The sequence below is a fragment of the Streptomyces sp. XY431 genome (genome assembly GCF_001279805.1).
Taxonomy (GTDB): Bacteria; Actinomycetota; Actinomycetes; order Streptomycetales; family Streptomycetaceae; genus Kitasatospora; species Kitasatospora purpeofusca.
The window spans coordinates 1-21,878 of sequence record NZ_LGDO01000003.1 but is presented as its reverse complement, the minus strand read 5'-3'; the positions used below and the strand labels follow the sequence as shown (position 1 = coordinate 21,878).

Genomic DNA, 21,878 nt, shown 5'->3' with positions numbered 1-21,878 from the left:
GCGTGGGCGTACGGTGAGGGTGGGCGTCATGACCCCAACCGCCGAACTCGCGCAGGGCGACCGCCGTACCACCTACCGAGAATTGCTGGCCGAGCCGCGATTCCGGCTGCTTTTCTCGACCCGTGCCGTCGCGATCACCGCGGGCGCGCTGCGGATCACCACGTTCTCGGCTCTGGTCTTCGCGACCACCGGCTCCGCGCCGTTGAGCGCGCTGGCTTTCGGTATCGGCATTCTCCCGCAGTTGTTCGGCTCGCTGCTCCGGGCTCGCTGTCCGCCTCCGGCTACCCCGACTGCCGGGAGCGTACGGCCGCACACCCGGCAGCGCTCGGGGCGACGGCGGGGCCGTCCGGACAAGCCTGCACGGTGCCGGCCTGCTGCTGCGCGGACGCACGGTCCGACGGCTGATGCTGGCGCAGTGGCTACCGCCCGCTTTCGTAGCCGGCGCGGAAGGCCTGATCGTCGCCTATGCGGGAGGACGCCACTTCGCTCCCGGCTGGTACGCAGTACTGATGGGCTGTCTGCCGGTCGGCATGCTCGTCGGGGACCTGCTGGTGGGGCGACTGCTACGGCCACCCACCCGGGAACGACTGGTGGTCCCGTTGATCGCGCTGAACGGACTGCCACTGGTCGGCTTCGCCGCCGAGCCCGGAGTGGGCGTCTCGTCCTGTCTGCTGCTGCTCTGCGGTTTCGGATTCGCCTACGGTCTCGGCCTGCAGCGGCCGTTCCTGGACGCCCTGCCACAGGACGGCCGGGGCCAGACCTTCGCTCTGCTCGGCTCCGGCAGCATGACCTTGCAGGGCATCGGGCCGGTCTGCTTCGGCTCAGTGGCCGCAGCCATCGGAACAGGCGGCGCAATCGCCCTGGCGGGCGGCGCGGCGGCGCTGACTGCCGGCTGGATGCTCACCTGGCACCCACTCACCTCCCGTGCACCCGCCCCGAATTGCGAAACGGGATCAGAGACCGGCGCCGCACAGTATGCGTGGCGTTCTCCCGCGCAGCAACCCTCGCAGGCCGTCACGCACCCCACCGCCACCCCCACACCTCTCTGACGGACAGTCATTTCCGGTAGTTCGCTGTGCAAGGAGTCCTCGGCCTCGGCTCTGCCGGCCGTTGCGGACCACGTACGGGATCTTGAGACGAACAGCCCATGGAAGGTTCAATCCGCATGATCGATGAATTCGCGAAGGCCAACCTGCACAGCAGGCTGCGGCGGGACCGCGAGGCGCTGCTCTGGAAGCTCGACGGCTTGTCCGAGTACGACGCCCGCCGACCTCTGACAGCGACCGGGACCAACCTCCTGGGCCTGGTCAAACACGTGGCCACCGTCGAGGCCAGGTACTTCGGCGAGGTCTTCGACCGCCCGTCCCCGCAACCGCTGCCCCGGTGGCAGGACTCCGACGGCAGCGACCTGTGGGCGGCCGAGAACGAGACCCGCGATCAGATCATCGGGTTCTACCGGCGCACCTGGGAACACTCGGACGCCACGACCAACGCGCTCTCCCTCGACGCCCCCGGCCACGTCCCGTGGTGGTCGGAACCCTCCCCGAACACCAACCTGTTCGCCGTCATGCTCCACGTCCTCAGCGAAACCGTCCGGCACGCCGGGCACGCCGACATCCTCCGCGAGAACCTCGACGGCCGGACCGGGCTGCGCGCCGAACACGAGAGGCAGATCGACGAGGAAGCCCGGGCAGCCCACTTCGCGAAGATCGAGCGGGCCGCCAGGTCGGCTGCACCGATCACAGAGGTGCGGTGTTCATGGGCGGTCACCTCGGTCGCGGGCCGCGTCGGTGGCGGTCCACGCGGGCGAGGACGTCCAGCAGGATCGTGATCCCGAGGGGTGGTGGTGGTCGTGCTTGTGCAGCGGGTCGGAGTCGTCGGTGTGCGAGTCGTCCTTGCCGCCTCCGCCGTGCATGCCGCGCATGCCGCGCATGCCGCGCATGCCGCGCATCATGAAGAACATCATCAGCGGGCAGACGGCGACGATGCCGAGCAGTGCGATCGTGCCCACCGGCACGCCGAGGGCCAGCGCGCCGACGACGGCGATGGCGATCGCGATGGCGTACAGGCCGTAGTTCCTGTTGTTCGTCATGGCGGGCTCCCGAGGTCCGCGAGCCGCACACCGCTGTTCGGCGTGTGTGCTCATGGTCTGGCGGTGTCGCGCAGGGCGCTCAGGCGCTTGCGGTACTCCTCGTCGTCGATCTCGCCGCGGGCGAACCGCTCGCCGAGCAGCTGCTCGGCCGTGACAGCGGGAGGGGCGGGCGGTGCCGGTGGCATCGGGTGGGTGTTCGAGCGGTCCAGCGCCCGGAACAGCAGCACGCCGCCTCCGATGATCAGCGCCGTGAAGAGCAGCATGGTCAGGCCCATCCCGAACCAGCCCCAGCCGCTCATACCGTGATCGTTCCAGTACATCATCACGGTCACCTGCCCACGTTCTCGTCCTCTGCCGGCCGGGGCTGTTGCTTCGGCCGCACCTCCACTCTCCTCCTTGAGCCGGTGGCCGGCATGGGCCACTTGGGCCCGGCCGCCACTCCGAAGGGCCCCTTCCCCTCGGGTGAAGGGGAGAGCGACAGTGGAAGGACCCGACGGGCCGGAGGTGGAGCGTCATGGGTGTCGCCGACGTCGTGGTGGTCGTGGCCGCCGTCGCCCTGATCGCCGGTCTGGGCCGGTTCTTCTTCGGCCCGCGCCGAATCCGTGCCGCACGGCTGGAGGGCCGGGTGCAGCGGGTGGACGTGACGGTGCGCGGCGGCTACCGGCCGGATGTCATCCGCCTGCGCCAGGGCGTGCCCGCGGAGCTGGTCTTCGACCGGCAGGAGAGCGGCGAGTGCACCTCCCGGGTCGTCTTCCCGGACCTGCGGGTGAGTGCGGCGCTGCCGGCGTTCAAGCGCACCACCGTCACGTTCGTGCCGGCGCAGGCGGGCTCGTTCGGGTTCGCCTGCGGAATGAACATGATCCACGGAACGCTCCTCGTCGAACCCGACGGCGACGGCAGCCCTCCCCTGCTGGCGCCTGCCGCCGAGCCTGCGACGGACAGGACGGCGGAGACGGGCCCGGTCCCCGCAGCGGCGGAGTCCGCTGCGGAGGAGGACGCGGAGGCGGCCGAGCGCCAGGAGGAGATCAAGGACCTGACCCGTCGGGTCGTCGTCGGTGCGGTGCTGACTGCGCCGGCGCCCAGGCGATCACCGCACTGCGGCAGCTGGACGTCGATGTCGTCATGCTGACCGGCGACAACCGGCGCACCGCCGCCGCCATCGCGGCCGAGGTCGGCATCGCCCGCGTGCTGGCCGAGGTCCTGCCCGAGCACAAGGCCGACGAGATCCGCCGGCTCCAGGCGGAGGGCCGCACGGTCGGCATGGTCGGCGACGGCATCAACGACGCCCCGGCCCTCGCCGCCGCCGATGTCGGACTGGCGATCGGCACGGGTACCGACGTGGCGATCGAGGCCGCCGACGTCACACTCATCTCCGGCTCGCTGTCGGGTGTGGTCACCGCAATCCGGCTCTCCCGCGCCACCATGCGCAACATCCGTCAGAACCTGTTCTTCGCCCTCGTCTACAACGCCGTCGGCATCCCGATCGCCGCCGGCGCCCTCTACCCGATCTGGGGCATCCGCCTCAGCCCGATCATCGCCGCCGCAGCGATGGCCCTCTCCTCCCTGTCCGTGGTCACCAACTCCAACCGCCTGCGCCGCTGGCACCCGCAGCCCCTGCCCACCGGCACACCCATCACGCCGGTCGAACCGCGCGTCGAAGTCCCCGACGACCACACCGCACACACGGCGCGTGCCGGCCACGGCCACGCGCAACACCAGGGCGGCCATCACGAGACGCAGACGGTCACCGACCCGGTGTGCGGGATGACGCTCGCGCCCGAGAACGCCACCGACACCCGCGACACCCCGGACGGCACGCTGTACTTCTGCTCGCCCGGCTGCGCCGCGGCCTACGACGCAGGCCCCGACCGCTACCGGCGCGGGGCAGCGCGCGGCGGCCCGGAGCACTGACGCGGGCAGCGGGCGCAGGCAAGCTGTCCGTCAATGGTGGTGGCCGGGGCTGCCGTGCGGAGGGGCGCTCGGCGACGGCGTCGAGGCTTCGGGCTTCGGCGCCGTGGCGATGCCGTCGGCGTCGCCGATGCGGCCGTGTCCGGCTCGGCTGGCGACAGGACCGCCGCGGCACGGCGCCAGCCGTCCACGGGCCGCGGCCGCCACGACGAGGGCGGCCGGCCGGCGGACGGCTGCCCGGAGAAGCTGCCGTCCGCGCTGTCCGCGGGCCCGGCGGCCGAGGCGGTCAGCCTGATCGACAGCCTGTGGCTGGAGCCGACCGGGCAGGTCGCGGCGCCCTTCGAAGTCGAACACGCAACCTCCATTCACCCCGGCGTCGTGCGGATGCTCGACCAGGCACTCAGCGGCGATACCCCCGCAACCCACCGGACGTTCCTGGTGGCCCCCGATGCCCGTGAGGAAGCGGTACGCACCCAGATCCGCCGCCGGGCCTTCAGCCGCGTCGCCGACCTGCACGTGCGCTACCTCCCGTACGGCCAACCGGAGGCCGACCGCCAGGCCATGACGACGGTGACGCCGCGCCAGGTGCCGGGTGACGACGGCCGCCCTTGTCGGACTTGGCGGGGCAGGGAACGGCGTTGCTCCACGACAGTCGGCTCACTCCTTGTCCGGGTAGGGGTTGAGCAGGCCCAGCAGGGTTCGGGCGAGCATGTCGACGGCCTGCTCGGCGGGCAGGTGGCCCTCCTCCACCTCGCTGATCAGGGCGTGGACGAGGGCGTAGATAGTGGTGACCAGCCAGGGCCGGGGAAGGTCGGTACGGAAGGCACCCTGCTGCTGGCCGCGGCTGATGAGCTGTTCGAGACGGTGGAAGACCGGTTCGTGGCGGCCGCGTACGCGCTCCGGGCCGAGGTGGCGGACGGCTGCCGCGTACAGTCCGCGGAATCGGTCGAGCAACCGGGGTGTGCCGAGGAAGCGGACGAGCGCGTCGGCTGCGGGGCCGGACTCCAGGTCGGCGGCGTCGAGGGCGGAGTCGATCTCGGTGAGGGTGCGTTCCAGCAGCGCGTCCAGGACGGCTTCGCGGGAGTTGAAGTGGCCGTAGAGGGTGACCCGGCCGACGCCCGCGGCCCTGGCGATCTCGGCCATGGTCGCGTCGGGGCTGCGGCCGAAGCAGACGGCGGCCGCGTCGAGGATCGCGGTGATGCTGCGTTCCGCGTCGGCACGGCGTGCGGCCGGAGTGGGGCGCGGTCGGTCGGTGGGTGTCATGTCGGCAGCGTACGCGGCGTGTCAGTGCGCGAAGACCGGGCCGTCGGTGGCCTCCGGCCGACCCGGCGGCACCAGCCACAGCGCGAGGGCGGCCATGGCGAACGCGGCGACGGCGCAGGCGGTGAAAGCGGCGTGGAGACCGGACATGCCGCCGGTGCCGGACAGGCTGGAGGCCGCGAGGACGGAAGCCAGTGCGACTCCCAGGGCCCCGCCGAGCTCGTGACCGGTGTTGACGATGCCGGAGACCAGACCCGCCCGGTGGTGGTCGACACCGCGCATCGCGGTGGTGGTGGCGCACACGAACCCCGCACCCAGCCCGACGGAGAGCAGGATGAAACCAGGCATGAGGTCCCGCAGAGCGGTACCGTCTGCCGGCAGCCGCGCGAGCAGAGCCGCGCCCGCGCCGGAGACGGCGAACCCGATGGCGGCGGTGGGACGTGCGCCGAGTCTGCCCAGCGCGTGGGCCGCTCCATGCGCGCCCAGGATCGTGCCGACGGCGGCCGGGAGGAACACCAGCCCGGTACGCAGGGCGGACAGGCCGAGCCGGTGCTGGGCATACCAGGAGGAGAGGAAGAACCCGGCCAGCAGCAGGCTGGAGGCCGCGAGCATCACCAGGGCCCCGGCCATGACCGGACGGTTCGTCAGCAGCGCAGGCGGCAGCAGTGGTTCGCGCACCGTACGGGCGATGAGGACGAACGCGATCGCGCAGCCGACGGCGGCGGCGAGCGTCACCAGGACGACGGGGCTCGCCCAGCCCGCATCACCGGCTCGGACCAGACCGTAGACCAGCAGGGCTGCCGCCGCGGTCCCGGTGAGGGTGCCGGGGACGTCGAGGCCTGCCGGGCGATGCTGTGGCGGCGTCGCGGGGACCAGCCCGGGCAGCACCGCCAGGACGGCGAGCCCGACCGGCACGTTGATGAAGAAGATCCAAGCCCAGCCCGGCCCCGCTGTCAGGGCTCCGCCGAGGAGCACGCCGACGGCCGCGCCGGTGCCGCCGATCGCGCCCCAAACGCCGAGGGCGCGGCTGCGCTCCGGTCCGTGGAACGTCGTGGTGATGATCGACATCGCGGCGGGGGAGAGGAGTGCCGCGCCCACCCCTTGGACGGCGCGGGCGGCGATCAGTACCCCGCCCGTCCAGGCCAGGCCGGACAGGAGCGATGCCGCGGTGAAGACGGCGAGCCCCAGGAGGAACGTGCGGCGCCTGCCGAACCCGTCGGCCAGCCGGCCACCGAGCAGCAGCAGTCCGCCGAAGGTCAGCGAGTACGCGGCGAACACCCAGGTCAGGGCGGAGCGGGAGAGCGAGAGGTCGGCCGCGATGGAGGGGAGGGCGACGTTCACCACCGTCACGTCGACGATCAGCATGAACTGCGCGGCGCACAGCGAGGCCAGCGCGCGCCAGCGGCCCGGTTGGGCGGTATGCATGAGAGAGCCCCCTAACTCGAACACTAATGTACGAGTTAGGGTAGGGCGGTTCCGCCAGCAAGTCGAACACTTCTGTTCGTGTTGTGTTGAGGTGAAGTGCGGCCGAGGCGGCGCTCGTGCTCACCTTTCGGGCTCCGCGTTCCTTCGGGCGGATCCGTCGGGCTTGGCGCGGCGGTGGGCTGTTGAGCGAGTCCGCGCTCACGTGGTCGAAGCCAGCAGGGGTCACATGAGCTTCTGTGCGCTCGTCGCCTCGTGTCGGCACGGCCTTGCGGCGTCAAGCCGGCCAGGGCGCGGCGATTGGGCCCGGTCGGGCTGGCGGCGGCGGTGGTGTCATCGCGCGTCCGCGCACACGAGTGCCCGGCATCCGCGCTGTGCGGATTCCGGGCACTGGGCCGGTGGTGTGATGTCAGCCGGCCCGGAAGGTGCGCAGGCGCAGGCTGTTGCCGACCACGAAGACCGAGGAGAAGGCCATCGCGGCGCCGGCGATCATCGGGTTGAGCAGTCCGGCCGCCGCCAGCGGGAGGGCGGCGACGTTGTAGCCGAAGGCCCAGAACAGGTTGGACTTGATGGTGGCCAGGGTGCGGCGGGAGAGCCGGATCGCGTCGGCGGCCGAGCGCAGGTCGCTGCGGACCAGGGTCAGGTCGCCGGCCTCGATGGCGGCGTCGGTGCCGGTGCCCATGGCGAGGCCCAGGTCGGCCTGGGCGAGGGCGGCGGCGTCGTTGACCCCGTCGCCGACCATCGCGACGACCCGGCCCTCGGCCTGCAGCCGCTTGACGGTGTCGACCTTGTCCTGCGGCAGCACCTCGGCGATGACGTGCTCGGCGGAGATGCCGACCTCGGCGGCGACCGCCTCGGCGACCGCCCGGTTGTCACCGGTGAGCAGGATCGGGGTCAGACCCAGGGTGCGGAGGCGGGCGATGGCCTCGGCGCTGGTGTCCTTGACCGCGTCGGCCACCTCCAGGACCGCCCGCGCCTCGCCGTCCCAGCCGACCGCGACGGCGGTCCGCCCGGCGGCCTCGGCGGCGCGCTTGGCCTCGGCCAACCCGGTGGGCAGGTACTGCGACCACTCGGCGAGCAGCTGCTCCCGGCCGGCCAGCACGGCGTGGCCGTCCACCACGCCCTGGACGCCGAGCCCGGGGGCGTTCTCGAAGCCCTCGACGGCGGGCAGGGTGCCGAACTTCTGGGTGGCGGCGTTGGCGATCGCCTGGGCGATGGGGTGCTCGGAGGCGTGCTCCAGCGCGCCGGCCAGCCGCAGCGCCTCGTCCTCGGTGGTGCCCTCGGCGGTGCGGACGGCGAGCAGGGTCATCTTGCCGGTGGTGACGGTGCCGGTCTTGTCGAGCACGATGGTGTCGACCTTGCGGGTGGACTCCAGGACCTCGGGGCCCTTGATCAGGATGCCGAGCTGGGCGCCGCGGCCGGTTCCGACGAGCAGTGCGGTCGGGGTGGCAAGTCCCAGGGCGCACGGGCAGGCGATGATCAGCACGGCGACGGCGGCGGTCAAGGCGGCGGTCCAGCCCTCGCCGGTGCCGAGCCAGTAGCCGAGGGTGGCCAGCGCCAGGGTGATCACGACGGGGACGAAGACGGCGGAGATCTTGTCGGCCAGGCGCTGGGCGGCGGCCTTGCCGTTCTGGGCGTCCTCGACCAGCTTGGCCATCCGGGAGAGCTGGGTGTCGGCGCCGACCCGGGTCGCCCGGACCACCAGCCGTCCGCCGGCGTTGACGGTGGCACCGGTGACCGGGTCGCCGACGCCGACCTCGACCGGTACCGACTCGCCGGTGAGCATCGAGGCGTCCACGGCGGAGGAGCCCTGCTCGACCACGCCGTCGGTGGCGATCTTCTCGCCGGGGCGGACCACGAACAGCTCGCCGACGGCCAGTTCGGCGGTCGGGATGCGGACCTCGGCGCCGTCGCGCAGCACGGTGACGTCCTTGGCGCCGAGTTCGAGCAGGGCCTTGAGTGCGGCTCCGGCGGTGCGCTTGGAGCGGGCCTCGAACCAGCGGCCGGCCAGGATGAAGGCGGTGACGCCGGCGGCGGCCTCCAGGTAGATGTTGGCGGAGCCGTCGGTGCGGGCGATGGTGAACTCGAAGCCGTGCCGCATCCCGGCCGTCCCGGCCCGGCCGAAGAAGAGCGCCCAGAGCGACCAGAGGAAGGCGGCGCCGGTGCCGACCGAGACCAGGGTGTCCATCGTCGCGGCGCCGTGCCGGGCGTTGGTCCAGGCGGCGCGGTGGAACGGCCAGGCGGCGTAGGTGACGACCGGGGCGGCGAGGGTGAGCGAGAGCCACTGCCAGTTGTCGAACTGCAGGGTCGGCGCCATCGCCATCGCGATCACCGGGACGGAGAGGACGAGGGCGGTGATCAGCCGCTGCCGCAGCGGGGCCAGCTCGTCGGCCTCCTCGGCGGGGGCGCCGGCCTCGTCGGTCTCGGTGACCGGGGGCTTGGGAAGGGCCGCGGTGTAGCCGGTGGCCTCGACGGTGGCGATCAGGTCGGCGACCTCGACGCCGCCCTCGACGACGACCTTGGCCTTCTCGGTGGCGTAGTTGACGCTGGCCGTCACGCCGTCCATCCGGTTGAGCTTCTTCTCGATCCGAGCGGCGCACGAGGCGCAGGTCATGCCGCCGATCTGGAGTTCCACCTCGGTGGAGGCGGGGGCCTGGGTGCTCACGTGGTGCTCCTCGCGGGTCGGGTCGTGGATCCGTGGATTGGTGGGGCCCTGGCGCCCGGGGCCCGGGGCCCGGATACCCCCAGGGGGTTCCGGGTCCCTCGGGGAGGGCCCGCAGTGGCGGGTCAGGCGCTGCGGCCGGTCAGCTCGTAGCCGGCGTCGTCGATGGCGGCGGCCACCACGCTGTCGTCCAGTTCGTCGGCGGAGGCGACGGTGACCAGGCCGGCCTTGACGTCGACCGTCACGCCGCTGACGCCGTCCAGCGCGCCGACCGCCTTGCCGACGGCCTGCTCGCAGTGGCCGCAGGTCATCCCGGCGACGGTGAAGACGGTGGTGACGGCGGCCGGGGCCTCGGTGGTGGCGGTGGTGGAGCAGGTGCCGTCGGTGGAGCAGCAGGACATGGGATCCTCCGTGGGTTTGTGGTTCGATACCTGCCGGGGGTATCCCCTGGCGGTGGTTCATTTATACCCAGGGGGGGTATCTGGTGCAACCCTCGCCCGGAAGGTTTCGCTACGCCCGGGCGGGGGTCGAGGCCAGCGGGTGGGCGACCATGCCGAGGCGGCGGTAGAGGGCGAGCGCGGGCAGGTTCCACCCGTCCACCAGCAGCGCGGCCCGGCCGTGCTCCGCCACCAGCTCGTGCAGGACGAAGGCGCAGACCGTGGCCGCGTACCCGAGGCCGCGGTGCTCCGGGTGGGTGGCCACGCCGCCGACGAACCCCAGGCCGGGTCCGCTCCACGCCTCGGCCGCGACGGCGGCGAGCGGGCCGCCGGCGCCCGCCCGGACGCCGGCCCAGCGGTGGACGCCGGGCCCGCACGGTCGGGCCAGCGAGGACGGGAAGCCCAGGTCGAGCAGGGCGTCGACCTCCGTCCACTGCCCGCGCGGCAGCCAGTGTGCGGCGGTCGGGCCGTTCCGCTGCTCGTACGGGGGGTGGTCCCCGGGCTCGTACGGGGGGCGGTCGGCCACCATCAGGACGAGCGGTTCGGGATCGGGCAGGTCCAGCCGTAGGGCGAGCCGCTCGACCAGGGCGGGTGCGCCGACCAGGAGCCGGGCGGGTGCGGGCGGCAGCCCCTGGAGCAGGGCGGCGGCCTCGTCGGCCGGTCCGCGGATCGCCAGCCAGTCCTGGTCGGCGAGGCCGGGGCCGGCCAGGGCGAGCGCGCCGCCGAGCCGCCAGGCCGTACCGGGTCGCGAGGCCGTACCGGGCGTACGGGGCGGACCGGGTGGGCGGCCCCGGGTGAGCCAGTCGAAGAGGGGGTCGGTGCCGTGGGGCTCGGACGGGTCGTCGAGCGGCCGGGTCGAAGGCATGGTTGCCCTCCGGGGCGAGGGTGGGGGAGTCGGTGGGACCAGCCTCACGGCCGGTCGGCGGGCGCCGCAACGACATCCACCCCGCAGATCCGGACGGGTTCCCCGATGGCCGGATGTGTGGGGTGGATGTCATTGCGGACGGCGGCCGGGCCGCAGCAGGCTGATCCGTGTGATCGACGAAGAAGCCGGCGGACGACCGGCGGGAACGGCCCGTCTCGTGGTGATAGCCGTCTACGACGGTGTGCAGCTGCTCGACCTGGCGGGCCCGCTGGACGTGTTCGCCGAGGCGGCCGAGCAGACCGGCGCGTACGAGGTCAGGGTCGCCTCCCCGGGCGGCCGGCCGGTACGGGCCTCCGGCGGCGTGCGGATCGCGGTCGACACCGCGATCGAGTCCGTCACCGGCCCGGTGGACACCCTGGTGGTGGCCGGCGGCGACGAGGGCACGGTCGCCGACTCCGCCCACCGGGTCGGCGAACTCGTGCTGCACGTGGGGAGGTTGGCCGCCACCGCGCGCCGGGTCACGTCGGTATGCACCGGGGCGTTCGTACTCGCCGCGGCCGGCCTGCTGGACGGCCGCCGGGCCACCACGCACTGGTCCTCCTGTGCCCGGCTCGCCGCCGCCCACCCCTCCGTACGGGTGGACGCGGACGCGATCGTCGTCCGCGACGGGCGGGTCTCCACCGCCGCGGCCACCACCGCCGGGATCGACCTCGCTCTCGCCCTGGTGGAGGAGGACCACGGCGCCGACCTGGCCCGGCGGATCGGCAAGCTCTTCCTGGTCTACCTGCGGCGACCCGGCGGTCAGGCGCAGTTCGCGACCACCGGCGCGACCACCGGCGCCATCGCCGGAGCCGCTGCCACCGTCGCCACCACCGCTCGCCCGGCCGACGCCGGGCACCAGGCCCTGCGCGAGGTGCTGGAGGTCGTCGCCCGGGACCCGGCCGGTGACCACCGGGCCGAACTGCTCGCGGCCCGGGCCAGGATGAGCCCGCGCCACTTCACCCGGACCTTCACCCGCGACGTCGGCACCACGCCCGCGCGCCACGTCGAACAGGTCCGGGTGCGGGCCGCCCAGGGGTACCTGGAGAGCGCCGACCTGGACACCGAGGCGATCGCCCGCCGCTGCGGCTTCGGCTCGGCCGAGACCATGCGGCGCTCCTTCCAGCGGGTCCTGGGGATCTCGCCGGCGGCCTACCGCGAGCGGTTCCGTACGGCCTGCCCGGCGGATCACCTGGGCGACCGGGTCGGCTGAACGGGCGCCGCAGCGAGTCTGGTCAGGCCCTTTGAAGATACCCCCCACTCGTATGGAGAGATCGCTTGACGAGATACCCCTAGGGGGTATCTACTTCGGGTGCCGCAAGCGCCGCACCCGGCAGGAGAGGCCGCCGCCCCTCCCGCCGTCCCCGTCGAGGAGTCCGCCATGAACACCGCCCTGAAGATCACTGCCTTCACCGCCGGCCTCGCCACCTCGTTCGCCGCCGCGTACGGGGTCGGGCACGCCGTCGGCGCCCCGGTCGCGAAGCCGAGCAGCGCCGCCCACGCCGGGCACACCCCGGCGGCCCCCGCCGCTCCCGCCGCATCCGGTGGGGAGCACCTACCGGGCGGGCTGCAGATCTCGGAGGGCGGCTACACGCTCAGCCTCGACAACGCCTTCGTCACCGCCGATGCCCCCACCGACCTGCGGTTCCGCATCCTCGGCGCGGACGGCAAGCCGGTCACCGCCTACCAGCCCGCGCACGAGAAGGAGCTGCACCTGATCGTCGCCCCGCGCGACCTGGCCACCTTCCAGCACCTGCACCCCGCCCGGGCCGCCGACGGCACCTGGAGCGCCCGGGCCGCGCTGCCCGCGGCGGGGGAGTACCGGGTCTACGCCGACTTCACCCCGGCCGGCGCCGCCCAGGCCCTCACGCTCGGCGCCGACCTGCACGCCGCCGGCGAGCTGCGCCCCGTGCCGCTGCCGGAGACCGGCCGCACGGTCACCGTCGACGGCTACGCCGTCACCCTCAACGGCGACCTCACCGCCGGCCGCTCCACCCGGCTGACCCTCACCGTCGCCAAGGACGGCAAGCCGGTCACCGACCTGGAGCCCTGCCTCGGGGCGTACGGCCACCTGGTCGCGCTGCGCGCCGGCGACCTCGCCTACCTGCACGTCCACCCCGACACCGGCGCCCCGGGCCCGGACATCGCCTTCACCACCACCGCGCCGAGCGTCGGCAGCTACCGCCTGTTCCTGGACTTCCAGCACGGGGGCACGGTCCGCACGGCAGCCTTCACCGTCGCCACCGGCGCTGCTCCGGTTCCGACCCCTCAGGCCCAGACCCAGGCCCCCGCCCCGACCACCGCCGCCCCCGAGCCCGGCGGGGCCCACCAGCACTGAGACGCAGATACCCCCACCCCCTACCAGCAAGACCGGAAGATCCAGGAGAACCTGATGTCCGACCTCGCCGCACCGCCGTCACCACGCCGCTGGACGGCCCTCGCCCTGATCGCCCTGGCCCAGTTCATGGTGATCATGGACATCTCGATCATCGGCGTGGCCCTGCCCGAGATGCAGACCGCCCTCGGCTTCTCCCAGGAGGACCTGTCCTGGGTCTTCAACGCCTACGTCGTCGCCTTCGGCGGACTGCTGCTGCTCGGCGGGCGCCTCTCCGACCTGCTCGGCGCCAAGCGGGTCTTCGCGGCCGGCTGGACCGTGCTGGCCGTCGGCTCGCTGCTCGCCGGCATCGCCGACGAGGCGTGGGTGGAACTGCTCGGCCGCGCTGTCCAGGGCGCCGGCTCCGCCCTGATCGCCCCCGCCTCGCTCACCCTGCTGATCACCCTCTTCGGCGGGCAGCCGAAGGAGCTGACCAAGGCGTTCGCCCTCTACGGCGCGGCCGCTCCCGCCGGTGGCACCGCCGGCGTCTTCCTCGGCGGCCTGATCACCCAGTACGCCTCCTGGCAGTGGGTGTTCTACATCAACATCCCGGTCGCCCTCGCCGTCCTGGCCGCCGCCCCGGGCGTGATGCCCGCCGCCACCGCCCGCCGCGGCTCCGTCGACTGGCTCGGCGCGATCACCGTCACCGCCGGTCTGGCCGCCTCCGTCTACGCCGTGGTCCGGGCCCCCGAGACCGGCTGGACCTCCCCGGACACCTGGCTGGTGCTGGCCGCCGGCCTGCTGCTGATCGGCGCCTTCGTCGCCCTGCAGGCCAAGCGCCGCGAGCCGCTGATGCGCCTGGGCATCTGGCGCAGCCCGAACCTGGCCGGCGCCAACCTGGCCCAGCTGCTGATGGCCGCCGCCTGGATCCCGATGTGGTTCTTCCTCAACCTCTACCTGCAGCAGGTGCTGGGCCTGGAGGCCTTCGCCTCCGGCGCCGCGCTGCTCCCGATGACCGCCGCGATCATGGTGATGATGATCGTGCTGGCGCCCCGGCTGATCGCCCGCTTCGGTACCAAGCCGCTGATCGTCACCGGTCTGCTCGCCCTCGCGGCCGGCATGCTCTGGCTCTCCTTCGCCCGCCCCGACGGCAGCTTCCCGGTCGACGTCCTGCCGGCCTCGCTGCTCGCCGCCGCCGGCATGGCGCTGGCCTTCATCCCCTCGCTCGGCACCGCGCTGGCCATCCCGAACCCGGCCGAGGGCGGCCTCGCCTCCGGCATCGTCAACACCAGCTACCAGGTCGGCTCCGCCCTCGGCCTCGCCGCGATGACCGCCGTCGCCGCCGCCAACGGAGCCCAGGAGACCGGCAACCCGGTCGCGCTCACCGAGGGCTTCTCCGCCGCCTTCCTCGGCGCCGCCGCCATCGCCCTGGTCGGCGCCATCGCGTCGGCCGTCACCATCCGCGGCGCGGCCGCCCCGGTCGCCGAGCCCGCCGAGTCCGCCAAGGAACCGGCGACCGCCCGCTGAAGCACTCCCCGTCGCCGCCGCGCCCGGATCACCCCCGGGCCGGCGGCACTTCCATCTCGCAACCGGAGGTTCCATGACGATCACCGCTCGGATCCGACGCACTGCCGGGCATCCGGTCTCCCGCTGTCTTCTCGCCTGCCTGCTACGCGCAGTCACCAGTGATCAGTGCGTACCGCCTCCCGCCGGACGGCGGTAACCCCGACCAACCGCCTACCCGGGCCGGTCAGCGGCCACCGACCCGGAAGCATCCACCGAGGTGCGACAAGTCGTCCAAGGGTGCCCGCGTCGCCGGGCAGGACGTCCACAGCGGCCGGGCGGTCCTGCCTGGCAGCGGAAACTGTGCAACCGGCTCGAACAAATGCTGCGCCAGGTCGATCCTGACCCGTCCCTGCGCTACTGGGACTGGACGCCCGATCCCCGGCGCCGGCAGTCGGCGGGCGTGCTGCCCTCTTCACACCCGGTTTCATGGGCAGTGCCTCGACGGACAACCGGCGAGCCGTTCCCGGGTTTCGAGAGCGACGGCCGGACCGCGGGGCCCCGCGCCGTGGTCCTCGCCGGTGGATCTGCGCCCGTCCTCGGCGGGCGTCTGCTCACCGCCGTGGCTGTGCCCGCCAGTCGGCTGGGTGGCGAGATCGGCCGCGATGAAACGCAGTCCGAGGAAGGCGACCCCTGAGGTGAGGGCGATGGCGACTCCGAAGAGTCTCTGGAGGCCGTGGCCGACGAGGCCGCCGGCCGACTGCGCGCCGCGCTGGACGTCCTCGCCGGCTGACCGCCCCTCCCGGGCCCGCCCCCGCGGGCCCTTTTTCCCGGACTTCCATATACCCCCGCCCGTATAGCTGGCCCGCCGGGCCGCCCTCGGAACGGAGCACCCCCGTGAACCATCCGGACACATCCCTCGCCCAGCCCTCCACCGCGCCGCCGCCCGGAACTCCCGGCCGAGCCGGCCTCCTGGGCCGCCTCGGCGCGTGGTCGGCCGGGCACTTCAAGGCCGTACTCGTGGGATGGCTGCTCGTCGTGGTCGCGCTCGGCGCGTTCGCCCCGCAGGTCACAAGCGCCCTCTCCGGCGCCGGCTGGCAGGCCAACGGCTCCGAGTCGGTCAAGGTCCGCCAGCTGGCGGAACAGCACTTCGCGGGCAACGCCTCCACCGCCCTCTGGGGGGAGCCATCGGGTCGAACCGTACGTCCGCGCGCGGCGCCGGTACCCCCGAAGGCGGCGGAGCAACGGGCGGCGGACGTGCCGCGGGCCGTGCCGGGATCCCCGGCACGGCCCGACGGATCGGTCCTTGCTTGCTCAGCGGCGGCCCAGAATCCTCGCCAGGAGGCCGCCGCCCTTGTTCGCGTTCCGGTCACAGGTGCAGCGGTCGGCCTTGGGGACTCCGGCAAGCACCTGGTCGACGTGCATGCCGCACCCCGCGTAACTGGCCTTGCCGCAGGTGCGGCATTTGGTACGTCGACACATCGCGGTACTCCTCGCGTCCACTCGATGGAAGGTCACTCCTTCCTCTCCCAAGATACCCACTGGGGTATTTTTCCGGCTGCGATGCCCGCTCCGTATCTCTTGGCGGGCCATTGCCATCTGCTCGGAACGGCCCGCCTCACCGGACACATGAGCACTGGGTCGGAGGAACGAGGTGTCCCCCTGGCAAGGATTTCCCTTCCGGTGCAGTAGCGGCGCGTTCGGTAGTTGGGGACCGGTACGGTGGCGAGTTCCATCCGGCCCTGCCTCGGTGCTCTCGCCTCGGACGGTGGACCTCCCAGCGCGTCGGAACGTCAAGTCGTGTGTACGGGTGCGTGTATCGGTGTTCTCGCCCGCTGGTGCCGGGCCGCCGAGGACGGCGGTCCGGTTTACGAGGAGGCCGGGTTGCCGCACACGTCGCCCCGAGTCTCGTCCGGCCACCGCGACTACCCGCCGCAGGCCGCCGGCCAGCTGATCTTCCACCGAGAGGTGCAGGCGGCCGGGCTCACGCTCGGCGAGGTCCGGTGGTGCCGGGGATCCGGGACTCGGGCGAGCACGCGGCCGGGCCCCTTGGCGGAGCATCCGCGGACGGTGGAGGAGAACCCCGCGGAACCGATACCAGACGGCGCGCCGTCCGCGCCTGCCCCCGACCTGTCCTCCACGCCGACCCGGCCCCAGGCTGAGTAGCCGGCGCCACCGCCCAACCGGCCCTGTCGAGTGCGCAGACCTGTCAGTAAACCGACAATGAACTCGACGACCGACAGGAGCGGCTGACCGATGACCTTCTTCGACCGGCTCAACCCGCACCAGGAGAGCCACAGCGCGGGCCGGGCCGGCTGGTTGCGCGCCGCCGTGCTCGGCGCCAACGACGGGTTGGTGTCCGTCGCGAGCCTGATGGTGGGCATCGCGGCCAGCGGTGCGAGCACCTCGACGGTGGTCACCGGCGGCCTCGCGGGGTTGTCGGCGGGTGCGATGTCGATGGCCGCCGGCGAGTATGTGTCGGTCAGTTCCCAGGTCGACGTCGAGACCGCCGACCGTGCGAAGGAGCAGCGCGAACTCGCCGAGAACCCGGCGGCCGAGCTCGCCGAACTCACCGCCATCTACCGGGCCCGCGGCGTTCCGCCGGATCTCGCGCGGCAGGTCGCGGTCGCCCTCCACGAGGCCGATCCGCTTCAGGCCCACCTGCGTGACGAACTCGGCCAGAGCGAGCACACCGCCGCGAAGCCGCTGCAGGCCGCCCTGGCCTCAGCCACGAGCTTCCTGGTCGGCGGACTCGTTCCCTTCCTCGGCCTCCTCGCCGGCACCACTACCGCCAGGCTGTGGCTGATCGTCGCCGTCACCCTCCTCGGCCTCGCCACGGCCGGCGTGCTGGCCGCCCGCGCCGCCGGCACCGGTGCCCTGCGCCCGACCCTGCGCGTCGTCCTCGGCGGCGGGCTGGCCATGGCCATCACCGCTGCGGTCGGGCAACTTGCCGATGTCTCCGGCATCTGACCGCAGCGGCGTGCGAGGCCCCGCCAGGTGCCGCTGGCAGCTCCTCGGCGAGCGGGACTCGCAGGGTGCCGGGCACTGACGACACGGCTCGGGGCGCCTGCCTCGACGGCTGTGGGCGCGGGCGCGTTCATCCTGCCGAGAAGTCCTGCTGCCGACTCGTCACTGAATCCGGCGGTCCTCTTCACCCGGTGAGGTCGCGGGGTTACCGCGACGGCGGCAGTGACGGTCAGCGGCGGTCGAGTGCCATACACCAATCAACGGGCGGAGGGCGGCTCTCGGCCCGTCCAGCAGCAGGACGTCCGGCCGAGTCATGAAGGCGGCGACCAGCGCGTTCCTTCTGCCGGCTGCCTTTGGAGTACGAGCGCTCCAGCAAGCTGGAGGCGGCTCAATGTCGCGGTTGCCCGTGAACGACGCTATACGCTGGTCGCTTGCAGAGCAGGGCTGTTCGGCCCGCCCGGTGGGCCCGACGGTCTCTGCTGCGGTGAGCCGTGGAAGCGCACTGTTGGAGCTGCGGGGCTGGTTGGTCACGCTCCACATCGCAGGCATCTTCATCTGGTCGGCCCGCTGATCCGGAAGAAAGGCCGTAGCCGACGGCATGCTCGAATGGCGACTGGCGCCGACTATCCCGTCGAGGCCGGCGCCGCGTGACCCAGGCCCGCGCCGCCGACGGTGTGCCGCGAATGGTCGACGCCACCGGCATGCTCTGCGTCACCCTCCTGCTGCACCTGCGCAAGCACATCGCCGACGCGCCGCCCGGAACCGCCGTCCACATCGTCACCCACCGACCGCGTCGACCGCCTCTCCGACGCCATGGAGATCGCCGTCCGGGCCCGACGCATCGCAGTCCAGAGCGCTGCGGGCGGCATGGCCCTGTCGCTGCTCGCGATGGTCGCCGCCCTGTTCGGCCTGCTGCCCCCGGCCGTCGGCGCTCCGCTCCAGGAGGCCATCGACGTCGCGGTGATCCTCAACGCGCTGCGCGCCCTGCTGCCCGCCCGCGGCGCCCGGCCCGCGCTCGAACCCGACACCGAGGACCTCATCCACCGCTTCGCCACCGAGCACGACGACCTGCGCGACACCCTTGACCTCATCCGCGAGGCGGCCGGCCTGCTCACCACCGAACACGGCCCCCGCGCCCTGGCCGCCGTCCGCGAGATCGACCGCCTCCTCACCGAGCGCCTGCTCCCGCACGAACACGCCGAGGAACACCAGCTCTACCCCGCCCTGGCCCGCCGCCTCGGCGGCCCCGAAGCCACCGAGACCATGAGCCGCGCCCACACCGAGATCGACCCCCACGATCACCGGATCACTCACGATGCTCTCCCATCCTGTAGTGCGAGCTGATGGACTGCCGCTCCGACTTCCAGCCTCAGCCCTGCCATTCGTCGTGGCCAGCGGCCTTCAGCCCAGGCGACGGGCCACTCGGCCCCGGGCGGACCACGGAGAGCGATCGGGGTGGTGGTAGCCCAGCCATATCGGCCGAGCCGTTCTGCGGCTCGAGTGACCCTCCAATCGGAGCGGTCGGTCACTGCACGTCGGTGTGCAGGGCGAGGCGGGGGCAGGCCCGGACGGCGCGGTGGGCGTGGGTGCGCAGCTCTGGCGGGACGGTCGCGGCGTGCTGGACGGGGTAGCCCCATTCGTCGAGGGTGATCAGTTCGGGGAGCAGTTCGGCGCACTGGCCGTGGCCGGTGCAGGCGATCCGGTCGATGCGCAGGATCAGTCTGGTGGTGCGGGTCATGTCCGGTGCTCGGTTCGGGCCGGGGGTGGCACGGGCAGGGTGGTGGGACGCCGGCAGTGGCCGTGGGTGAGGTGCTGGTCGACGTCGGCTTCGAAGGCGGTGAGGGCGCTGGCGGCGAGGCGGGCTGTGCCGTCGGGATGGCCGCAGGCGCCACGGCCGTGCAGCAGTCCGATGCGGTGGCGCAGGCGGTCGAGCAGTTCGGGGGTGGCACGGCCGTCGGCGAGGGTGGTGAAGTCGTCGGCGACGGCGGGCAGGCCGAAGCGGCAGGGGCCGCACTGCTGGGCGCTGTTGGCGGCGAGGTAGGTGAGGATGCGGGCGGTTTCGGACAGTGGGCAGGTGTCGTGCGGGAGTGCGGCGATGATGCCGGCTCCGGGGCCGGCGTGCGGGGTGAGGCCCTCGTGGCTGAACGGCAGGTCGAGGGCGTGCGCCCGCGTCGAACACCGCCGCGCAGTCCCCGGCCTTCGCGGCTTCGGCGAGGTCGGCGTTCATCGCGGTCGGGGGCTCGTGGTCGGACAGGTACTCCTCGGCGGAGGAGGCGATCACCCGGGCGGCGGCCTGGGCCTTGTCACGAAAGGCGATGTGTTCACGCTCAGTGATGGATAGCCCGAGCGGCACCGCCGCCGCGGCGACCACGACGACGGTCAGCACGAGCAGCGCCAGCACGATCCGGCGGGTCACGGCGTCCCCGCGACCTCGGCGAGCCGGAAGCCCCGTCCGTAGGCCGTTTCGATCAGCCCGGGGACGGCGAGCTTGCGGCGCAGCGCGGCGACGTGGACGTCCACCACCTTCGTCGGCCCGTACCAGTGCGCGTCCCAGGCGCTCTCCAGGATCTCCTGGCGGGTGACCACCCGGCCCGGATCGGCCGCCAGGCAAGCCAGGATGTCGAACTCCTTCGGCGTGAGGGAGACTTCCCGGCCGCTCACGGTCACCCGGCGGGTGCGCCGGTCGACGGTGAGCGGGCCGTGCTGTACCGGTTCCTGCTCGGAGGGGCGGGTGCGGCGCAGCACCGCGCGCAGCCGGGCCATCAACTCGGCCAGCCCGAAGGGCTTCACCAGGTAGTCGTCGGCACCCTCGTCCAAGGCCAGGACCCGGTCGGCCTCCTCGCCGCGCGCGGTGACCGCGATGATCGCCGCGTCCGACCTCTGCCGGATCCGACGGCAGACCTCGACGCCGTCCAGGTCCGGGAGGCCGAGGTCGAGCAGCAGGACGTCGGGCGCGGGCGCTGCGAGGGCGGCACGGCCGGTGTCGACGCTGTCCGCGCGGTATCCGGCCTGCCGAAGCCCGCGCACCAGGGAGTCCGCGATCACTGGGTCGTCCTCCACCACGAGCACCGTCAGGGAATCGGGTTCCGCCATAGCACTCATCTCGCTCGTTCGTTGCCCGGCCGGGTCGCAGTCGGGTCACTGCTCACCGTCATAGTGCCTGGTGCGAGGCCGAGCCGCTTGGGCCGAACAGCCCAAGGCCGACCGCGCCGGGGCCTGGCCGGGCGGCGTGCTGGGGGCTCTCACGGGTCCAGTGGGTCGCCAGGGCCGGTCCGTAGAGCGCCAGGACCGTACCGGCGGACAGGGAGAGCAGCAGCAGCGACCAGCGCCCCCCGCGGCCCCGGATCACACCTGCCCGATGGCGTGCCGGCCGGCGGCGCGGCAGCTCCGCGCCGACCAGCCGGGGCAGTCGCCAGACGTGGGCCAGCACGTGCACGCTCATGGCCGCCGCCCAGCAGACGAAACTCGCCTTGTGCAGGAACACCATCGGGAGCCCGCCGGCGTTCCGGCCGCCCAGTGCCAGCGCGCAGCCGGTGGCCAGTACCGCGACGGTGAGGGAGACGAGGAGAGGGGCGAGGAGCCGGAGCAGGAGCGGGGGCGGTCCCTGGCGGCGGTAGACAGGTGCCCCCGTGTAGTAGCGCACGAAGCGGTACGCGGTGACGACCATCTTGAGAGCGACAGGCCCGATGAGCGCGAGTCCGATGACGAAGTGCCAGGTGAGCATCGTGTCGAGGAACAGGATCGTCATGCCCTGCGCGGCGAACAGGAGTAGGAGGACCGCGCCGACCAGCGCGGTCAGCCGCCTGTTCCCCTCCGGATCGGACTCCACCGCCGGTATGCCACCCGCGGTATCCACCGTGCTGTCTCCGGACACCCGTCCACCCTTCGAACCGAACACCGTGCAAGCTGTGGCCGCCGACGGGCAGCCCATGGGGGAGTGTGCCCGATCGCCTCCTAAGAACCGGTTCAGATGCGCGGCAGCAGCCCGCCTCGGGTGTCGACCCTGCGGCCTCCGCCGACGTGCTGGCTGCATCGACAAAGCCCCAGCTCCCTGCGGCACTTCATCGGCCGCACCGGCGACGAGATCCTCCAGGCCAGCAACGACTGGGAAACCGGCACCCGCTTCGGCGAAGTCCACGGCTACGACGGCGCCCGCCTCCACGCCCCGGCCCTCCCCGGCATCCCGCCGAAGGCCCGCGGACGGGTGCGCTGACCTGCGGAGATGTGGGCGGTCGGGCCTGCGGGCGACTGGTCGGATCAATGCTGACCAATTGCTGACTTGCCTGACGCTTCATCACCTAATCGGTCTAAGAGGAGCTAACACAAAGCGCGGACGCGCCGGTAGGTGATTACGCAGCAGGCGAGCTTGAGGAATGCCTCATGGATGTCGTCGCGTATGTCCCATCGGA

19 protein-coding genes and 4 pseudogenes are annotated in these 21,878 nt (G+C 72.8%); 11 read left to right on the top strand and 12 right to left on the bottom strand.

Going from position 1 to position 21,878, the window contains the following annotated elements; all coding sequences use genetic code 11:
- Positions 1 to 28: 28 nt before the first annotated feature.
- Positions 29 to 956: pseudogene (locus tag ADK60_RS41360) on the top strand (MFS transporter); the annotation flags it as partial.
- A gap of 209 nt (positions 957 to 1,165) precedes the next feature.
- The gene (locus tag ADK60_RS01265) at positions 1,166 to 1,831 is read left to right on the top strand and encodes a DinB family protein (protein ID WP_079007953.1); all 666 of its coding nucleotides are present in this window, start codon (positions 1,166 to 1,168) and stop codon (positions 1,829 to 1,831) included.
- On the opposite strand, the gene ADK60_RS01260 is transcribed toward ADK60_RS01265, so the two are convergent.
- Both ADK60_RS01260 and ADK60_RS01255 read right to left on the bottom strand, forming a co-directional pair.
- On the bottom strand, positions 1,757 to 2,092 hold the full coding sequence (locus ADK60_RS01260; protein ID WP_053642462.1) for a hypothetical protein: 336 nt from the start codon (positions 2,090 to 2,092) through the stop codon (positions 1,757 to 1,759). The two genes, ADK60_RS01265 and ADK60_RS01260, sit on opposite strands and share 75 nt — an antisense overlap.
- Positions 2,093 to 2,142: 50 nt before the next feature.
- The gene (locus ADK60_RS01255; RefSeq protein WP_053642489.1) at positions 2,143 to 2,415 is read right to left on the bottom strand and encodes an SHOCT domain-containing protein; all 273 of its coding nucleotides are present in this window, start codon (positions 2,413 to 2,415) and stop codon (positions 2,143 to 2,145) included.
- A 191-nt stretch (positions 2,416 to 2,606) separates the two neighbouring features.
- On the opposite strand from ADK60_RS01255, the gene ADK60_RS44380 reads away from it, so the two are divergent.
- The 3 genes and pseudogenes from ADK60_RS44380 to ADK60_RS48285 all read left to right on the top strand — a co-directional run.
- The gene (locus ADK60_RS44380) at positions 2,607 to 3,221 is read left to right on the top strand and encodes a cupredoxin domain-containing protein (RefSeq protein WP_053642460.1); all 615 of its coding nucleotides are present in this window, start codon (positions 2,607 to 2,609) and stop codon (positions 3,219 to 3,221) included.
- Positions 3,170 to 4,003, top strand: a pseudogene (locus ADK60_RS47380) (HAD-IC family P-type ATPase); the annotation flags it as partial. The gene ADK60_RS44380 and the pseudogene ADK60_RS47380, both read left to right, overlap by 52 nt.
- A 33-nt stretch (positions 4,004 to 4,036) precedes the next feature.
- Positions 4,037 to 4,477, top strand: a pseudogene (locus ADK60_RS48285) (type II restriction enzyme NmeDI-related protein); the annotation flags it as partial.
- A gap of 180 nt (positions 4,478 to 4,657) precedes the next feature.
- Here the strand turns inward: ADK60_RS48285 and ADK60_RS01240 are convergent.
- From ADK60_RS01240 to ADK60_RS01220, 5 genes are all read right to left on the bottom strand, one after another.
- Positions 4,658 to 5,263, bottom strand: coding sequence for a TetR/AcrR family transcriptional regulator (locus ADK60_RS01240; protein WP_053642458.1), 606 nt, complete (start codon positions 5,261 to 5,263; stop codon positions 4,658 to 4,660).
- A gap of 21 nt (positions 5,264 to 5,284) precedes the next feature.
- Entirely contained in the window at positions 5,285 to 6,685 is a 1,401-nt protein-coding gene (locus tag ADK60_RS01235) for an MFS transporter (RefSeq protein WP_053642457.1), read from the bottom strand.
- A gap of 406 nt (positions 6,686 to 7,091) precedes the next feature.
- Positions 7,092 to 9,347, bottom strand: coding sequence for a heavy metal translocating P-type ATPase (locus tag ADK60_RS01230; protein ID WP_053642456.1), 2,256 nt, complete (start codon positions 9,345 to 9,347; stop codon positions 7,092 to 7,094).
- Positions 9,348 to 9,469: 122 nt separating this feature from the next.
- Positions 9,470 to 9,745 (bottom strand): heavy-metal-associated domain-containing protein, encoded by a 276-nt coding sequence (locus tag ADK60_RS01225; RefSeq protein ID WP_053642455.1) that lies wholly within the window; start codon positions 9,743 to 9,745, stop codon positions 9,470 to 9,472.
- A gap of 109 nt (positions 9,746 to 9,854) precedes the next feature.
- On the bottom strand, positions 9,855 to 10,646 hold the full coding sequence (locus ADK60_RS01220; protein WP_053642453.1) for a GNAT family N-acetyltransferase: 792 nt from the start codon (positions 10,644 to 10,646) through the stop codon (positions 9,855 to 9,857).
- A 169-nt stretch (positions 10,647 to 10,815) separates the two neighbouring features.
- On the opposite strand from ADK60_RS01220, the gene ADK60_RS01215 reads away from it, so the two are divergent.
- The 3 genes from ADK60_RS01215 to ADK60_RS01205 all read left to right on the top strand — a co-directional run bounded on the left by ADK60_RS01215 (position 10,816) and on the right by ADK60_RS01205 (position 14,526).
- Positions 10,816 to 11,898 carry a GlxA family transcriptional regulator gene (locus tag ADK60_RS01215; RefSeq protein ID WP_234370883.1) on the top strand — a complete coding sequence of 361 codons (1,083 nt, stop codon included), beginning with the start codon at positions 10,816 to 10,818 and terminating at the stop codon, positions 11,896 to 11,898.
- A 168-nt stretch (positions 11,899 to 12,066) separates the two neighbouring features.
- A complete protein-coding gene (locus ADK60_RS01210; RefSeq protein ID WP_053642451.1) occupies positions 12,067 to 13,023 on the top strand; it encodes a DUF8832 domain-containing protein in 957 nt (318 codons plus the stop codon).
- 54 nt (positions 13,024 to 13,077) lie between these two features.
- Complete coding sequence (locus tag ADK60_RS01205; RefSeq protein ID WP_053642449.1) at positions 13,078 to 14,526, top strand: MFS transporter; 1,449 nt, start codon at positions 13,078 to 13,080, stop codon at positions 14,524 to 14,526.
- Positions 14,527 to 15,816: 1,290 nt separating this feature from the next.
- On the opposite strand, the gene ADK60_RS45555 is transcribed toward ADK60_RS01205, so the two are convergent.
- Positions 15,817 to 15,984, bottom strand: coding sequence for a DUF8730 family Cys-rich protein (locus ADK60_RS45555; protein WP_199839564.1), 168 nt, complete (start codon positions 15,982 to 15,984; stop codon positions 15,817 to 15,819).
- A 774-nt stretch (positions 15,985 to 16,758) separates the two neighbouring features.
- Here ADK60_RS45555 and ADK60_RS01195 point away from each other — a divergent pair.
- Together ADK60_RS01195 and ADK60_RS01185 are read left to right on the top strand one after the other, a co-directional pair.
- Positions 16,759 to 17,472, top strand: a complete 714-nt coding sequence (locus tag ADK60_RS01195) for a VIT1/CCC1 transporter family protein (protein ID WP_053642445.1) — start codon at positions 16,759 to 16,761, stop codon at positions 17,470 to 17,472.
- Positions 17,473 to 18,282: 810 nt separating this feature from the next.
- Positions 18,283 to 18,813, top strand: coding sequence for a hemerythrin domain-containing protein (locus ADK60_RS01185; protein ID WP_053642441.1), 531 nt, complete (start codon positions 18,283 to 18,285; stop codon positions 18,811 to 18,813).
- Between the two features lie 181 nt (positions 18,814 to 18,994).
- Here ADK60_RS01185 and ADK60_RS01180 read toward each other — a convergent pair whose 3' ends face one another.
- The 4 genes from ADK60_RS01180 to ADK60_RS01170 all read right to left on the bottom strand — a co-directional run bounded on the left by ADK60_RS01180 (position 18,995) and on the right by ADK60_RS01170 (position 21,298).
- Positions 18,995 to 19,207, bottom strand: a complete 213-nt coding sequence (locus ADK60_RS01180) for a ferredoxin (protein WP_053642438.1) — start codon at positions 19,205 to 19,207, stop codon at positions 18,995 to 18,997.
- On the bottom strand, positions 19,204 to 19,518 hold the full coding sequence (locus tag ADK60_RS41345) for an NADH-ubiquinone oxidoreductase-F iron-sulfur binding region domain-containing protein (protein ID WP_234370886.1): 315 nt from the start codon (positions 19,516 to 19,518) through the stop codon (positions 19,204 to 19,206). Before ADK60_RS41345 ends, ADK60_RS01180 begins: the two co-directional genes overlap by 4 nt.
- A 363-nt stretch (positions 19,519 to 19,881) precedes the next feature.
- Entirely contained in the window at positions 19,882 to 20,562 is a 681-nt protein-coding gene (locus ADK60_RS01175) for a response regulator transcription factor (RefSeq protein WP_199839563.1), read from the bottom strand.
- 58 nt (positions 20,563 to 20,620) lie between these two features.
- Entirely contained in the window at positions 20,621 to 21,298 is a 678-nt protein-coding gene (locus ADK60_RS01170) for a hypothetical protein (protein WP_053642434.1), read from the bottom strand.
- 228 nt (positions 21,299 to 21,526) lie between these two features.
- Between ADK60_RS01170 and ADK60_RS46060 the strand changes: the two are divergent.
- Positions 21,527 to 21,682: pseudogene (locus ADK60_RS46060) on the top strand (pirin family protein); the annotation flags it as partial.
- Positions 21,683 to 21,878 lie beyond the last annotated feature (196 nt).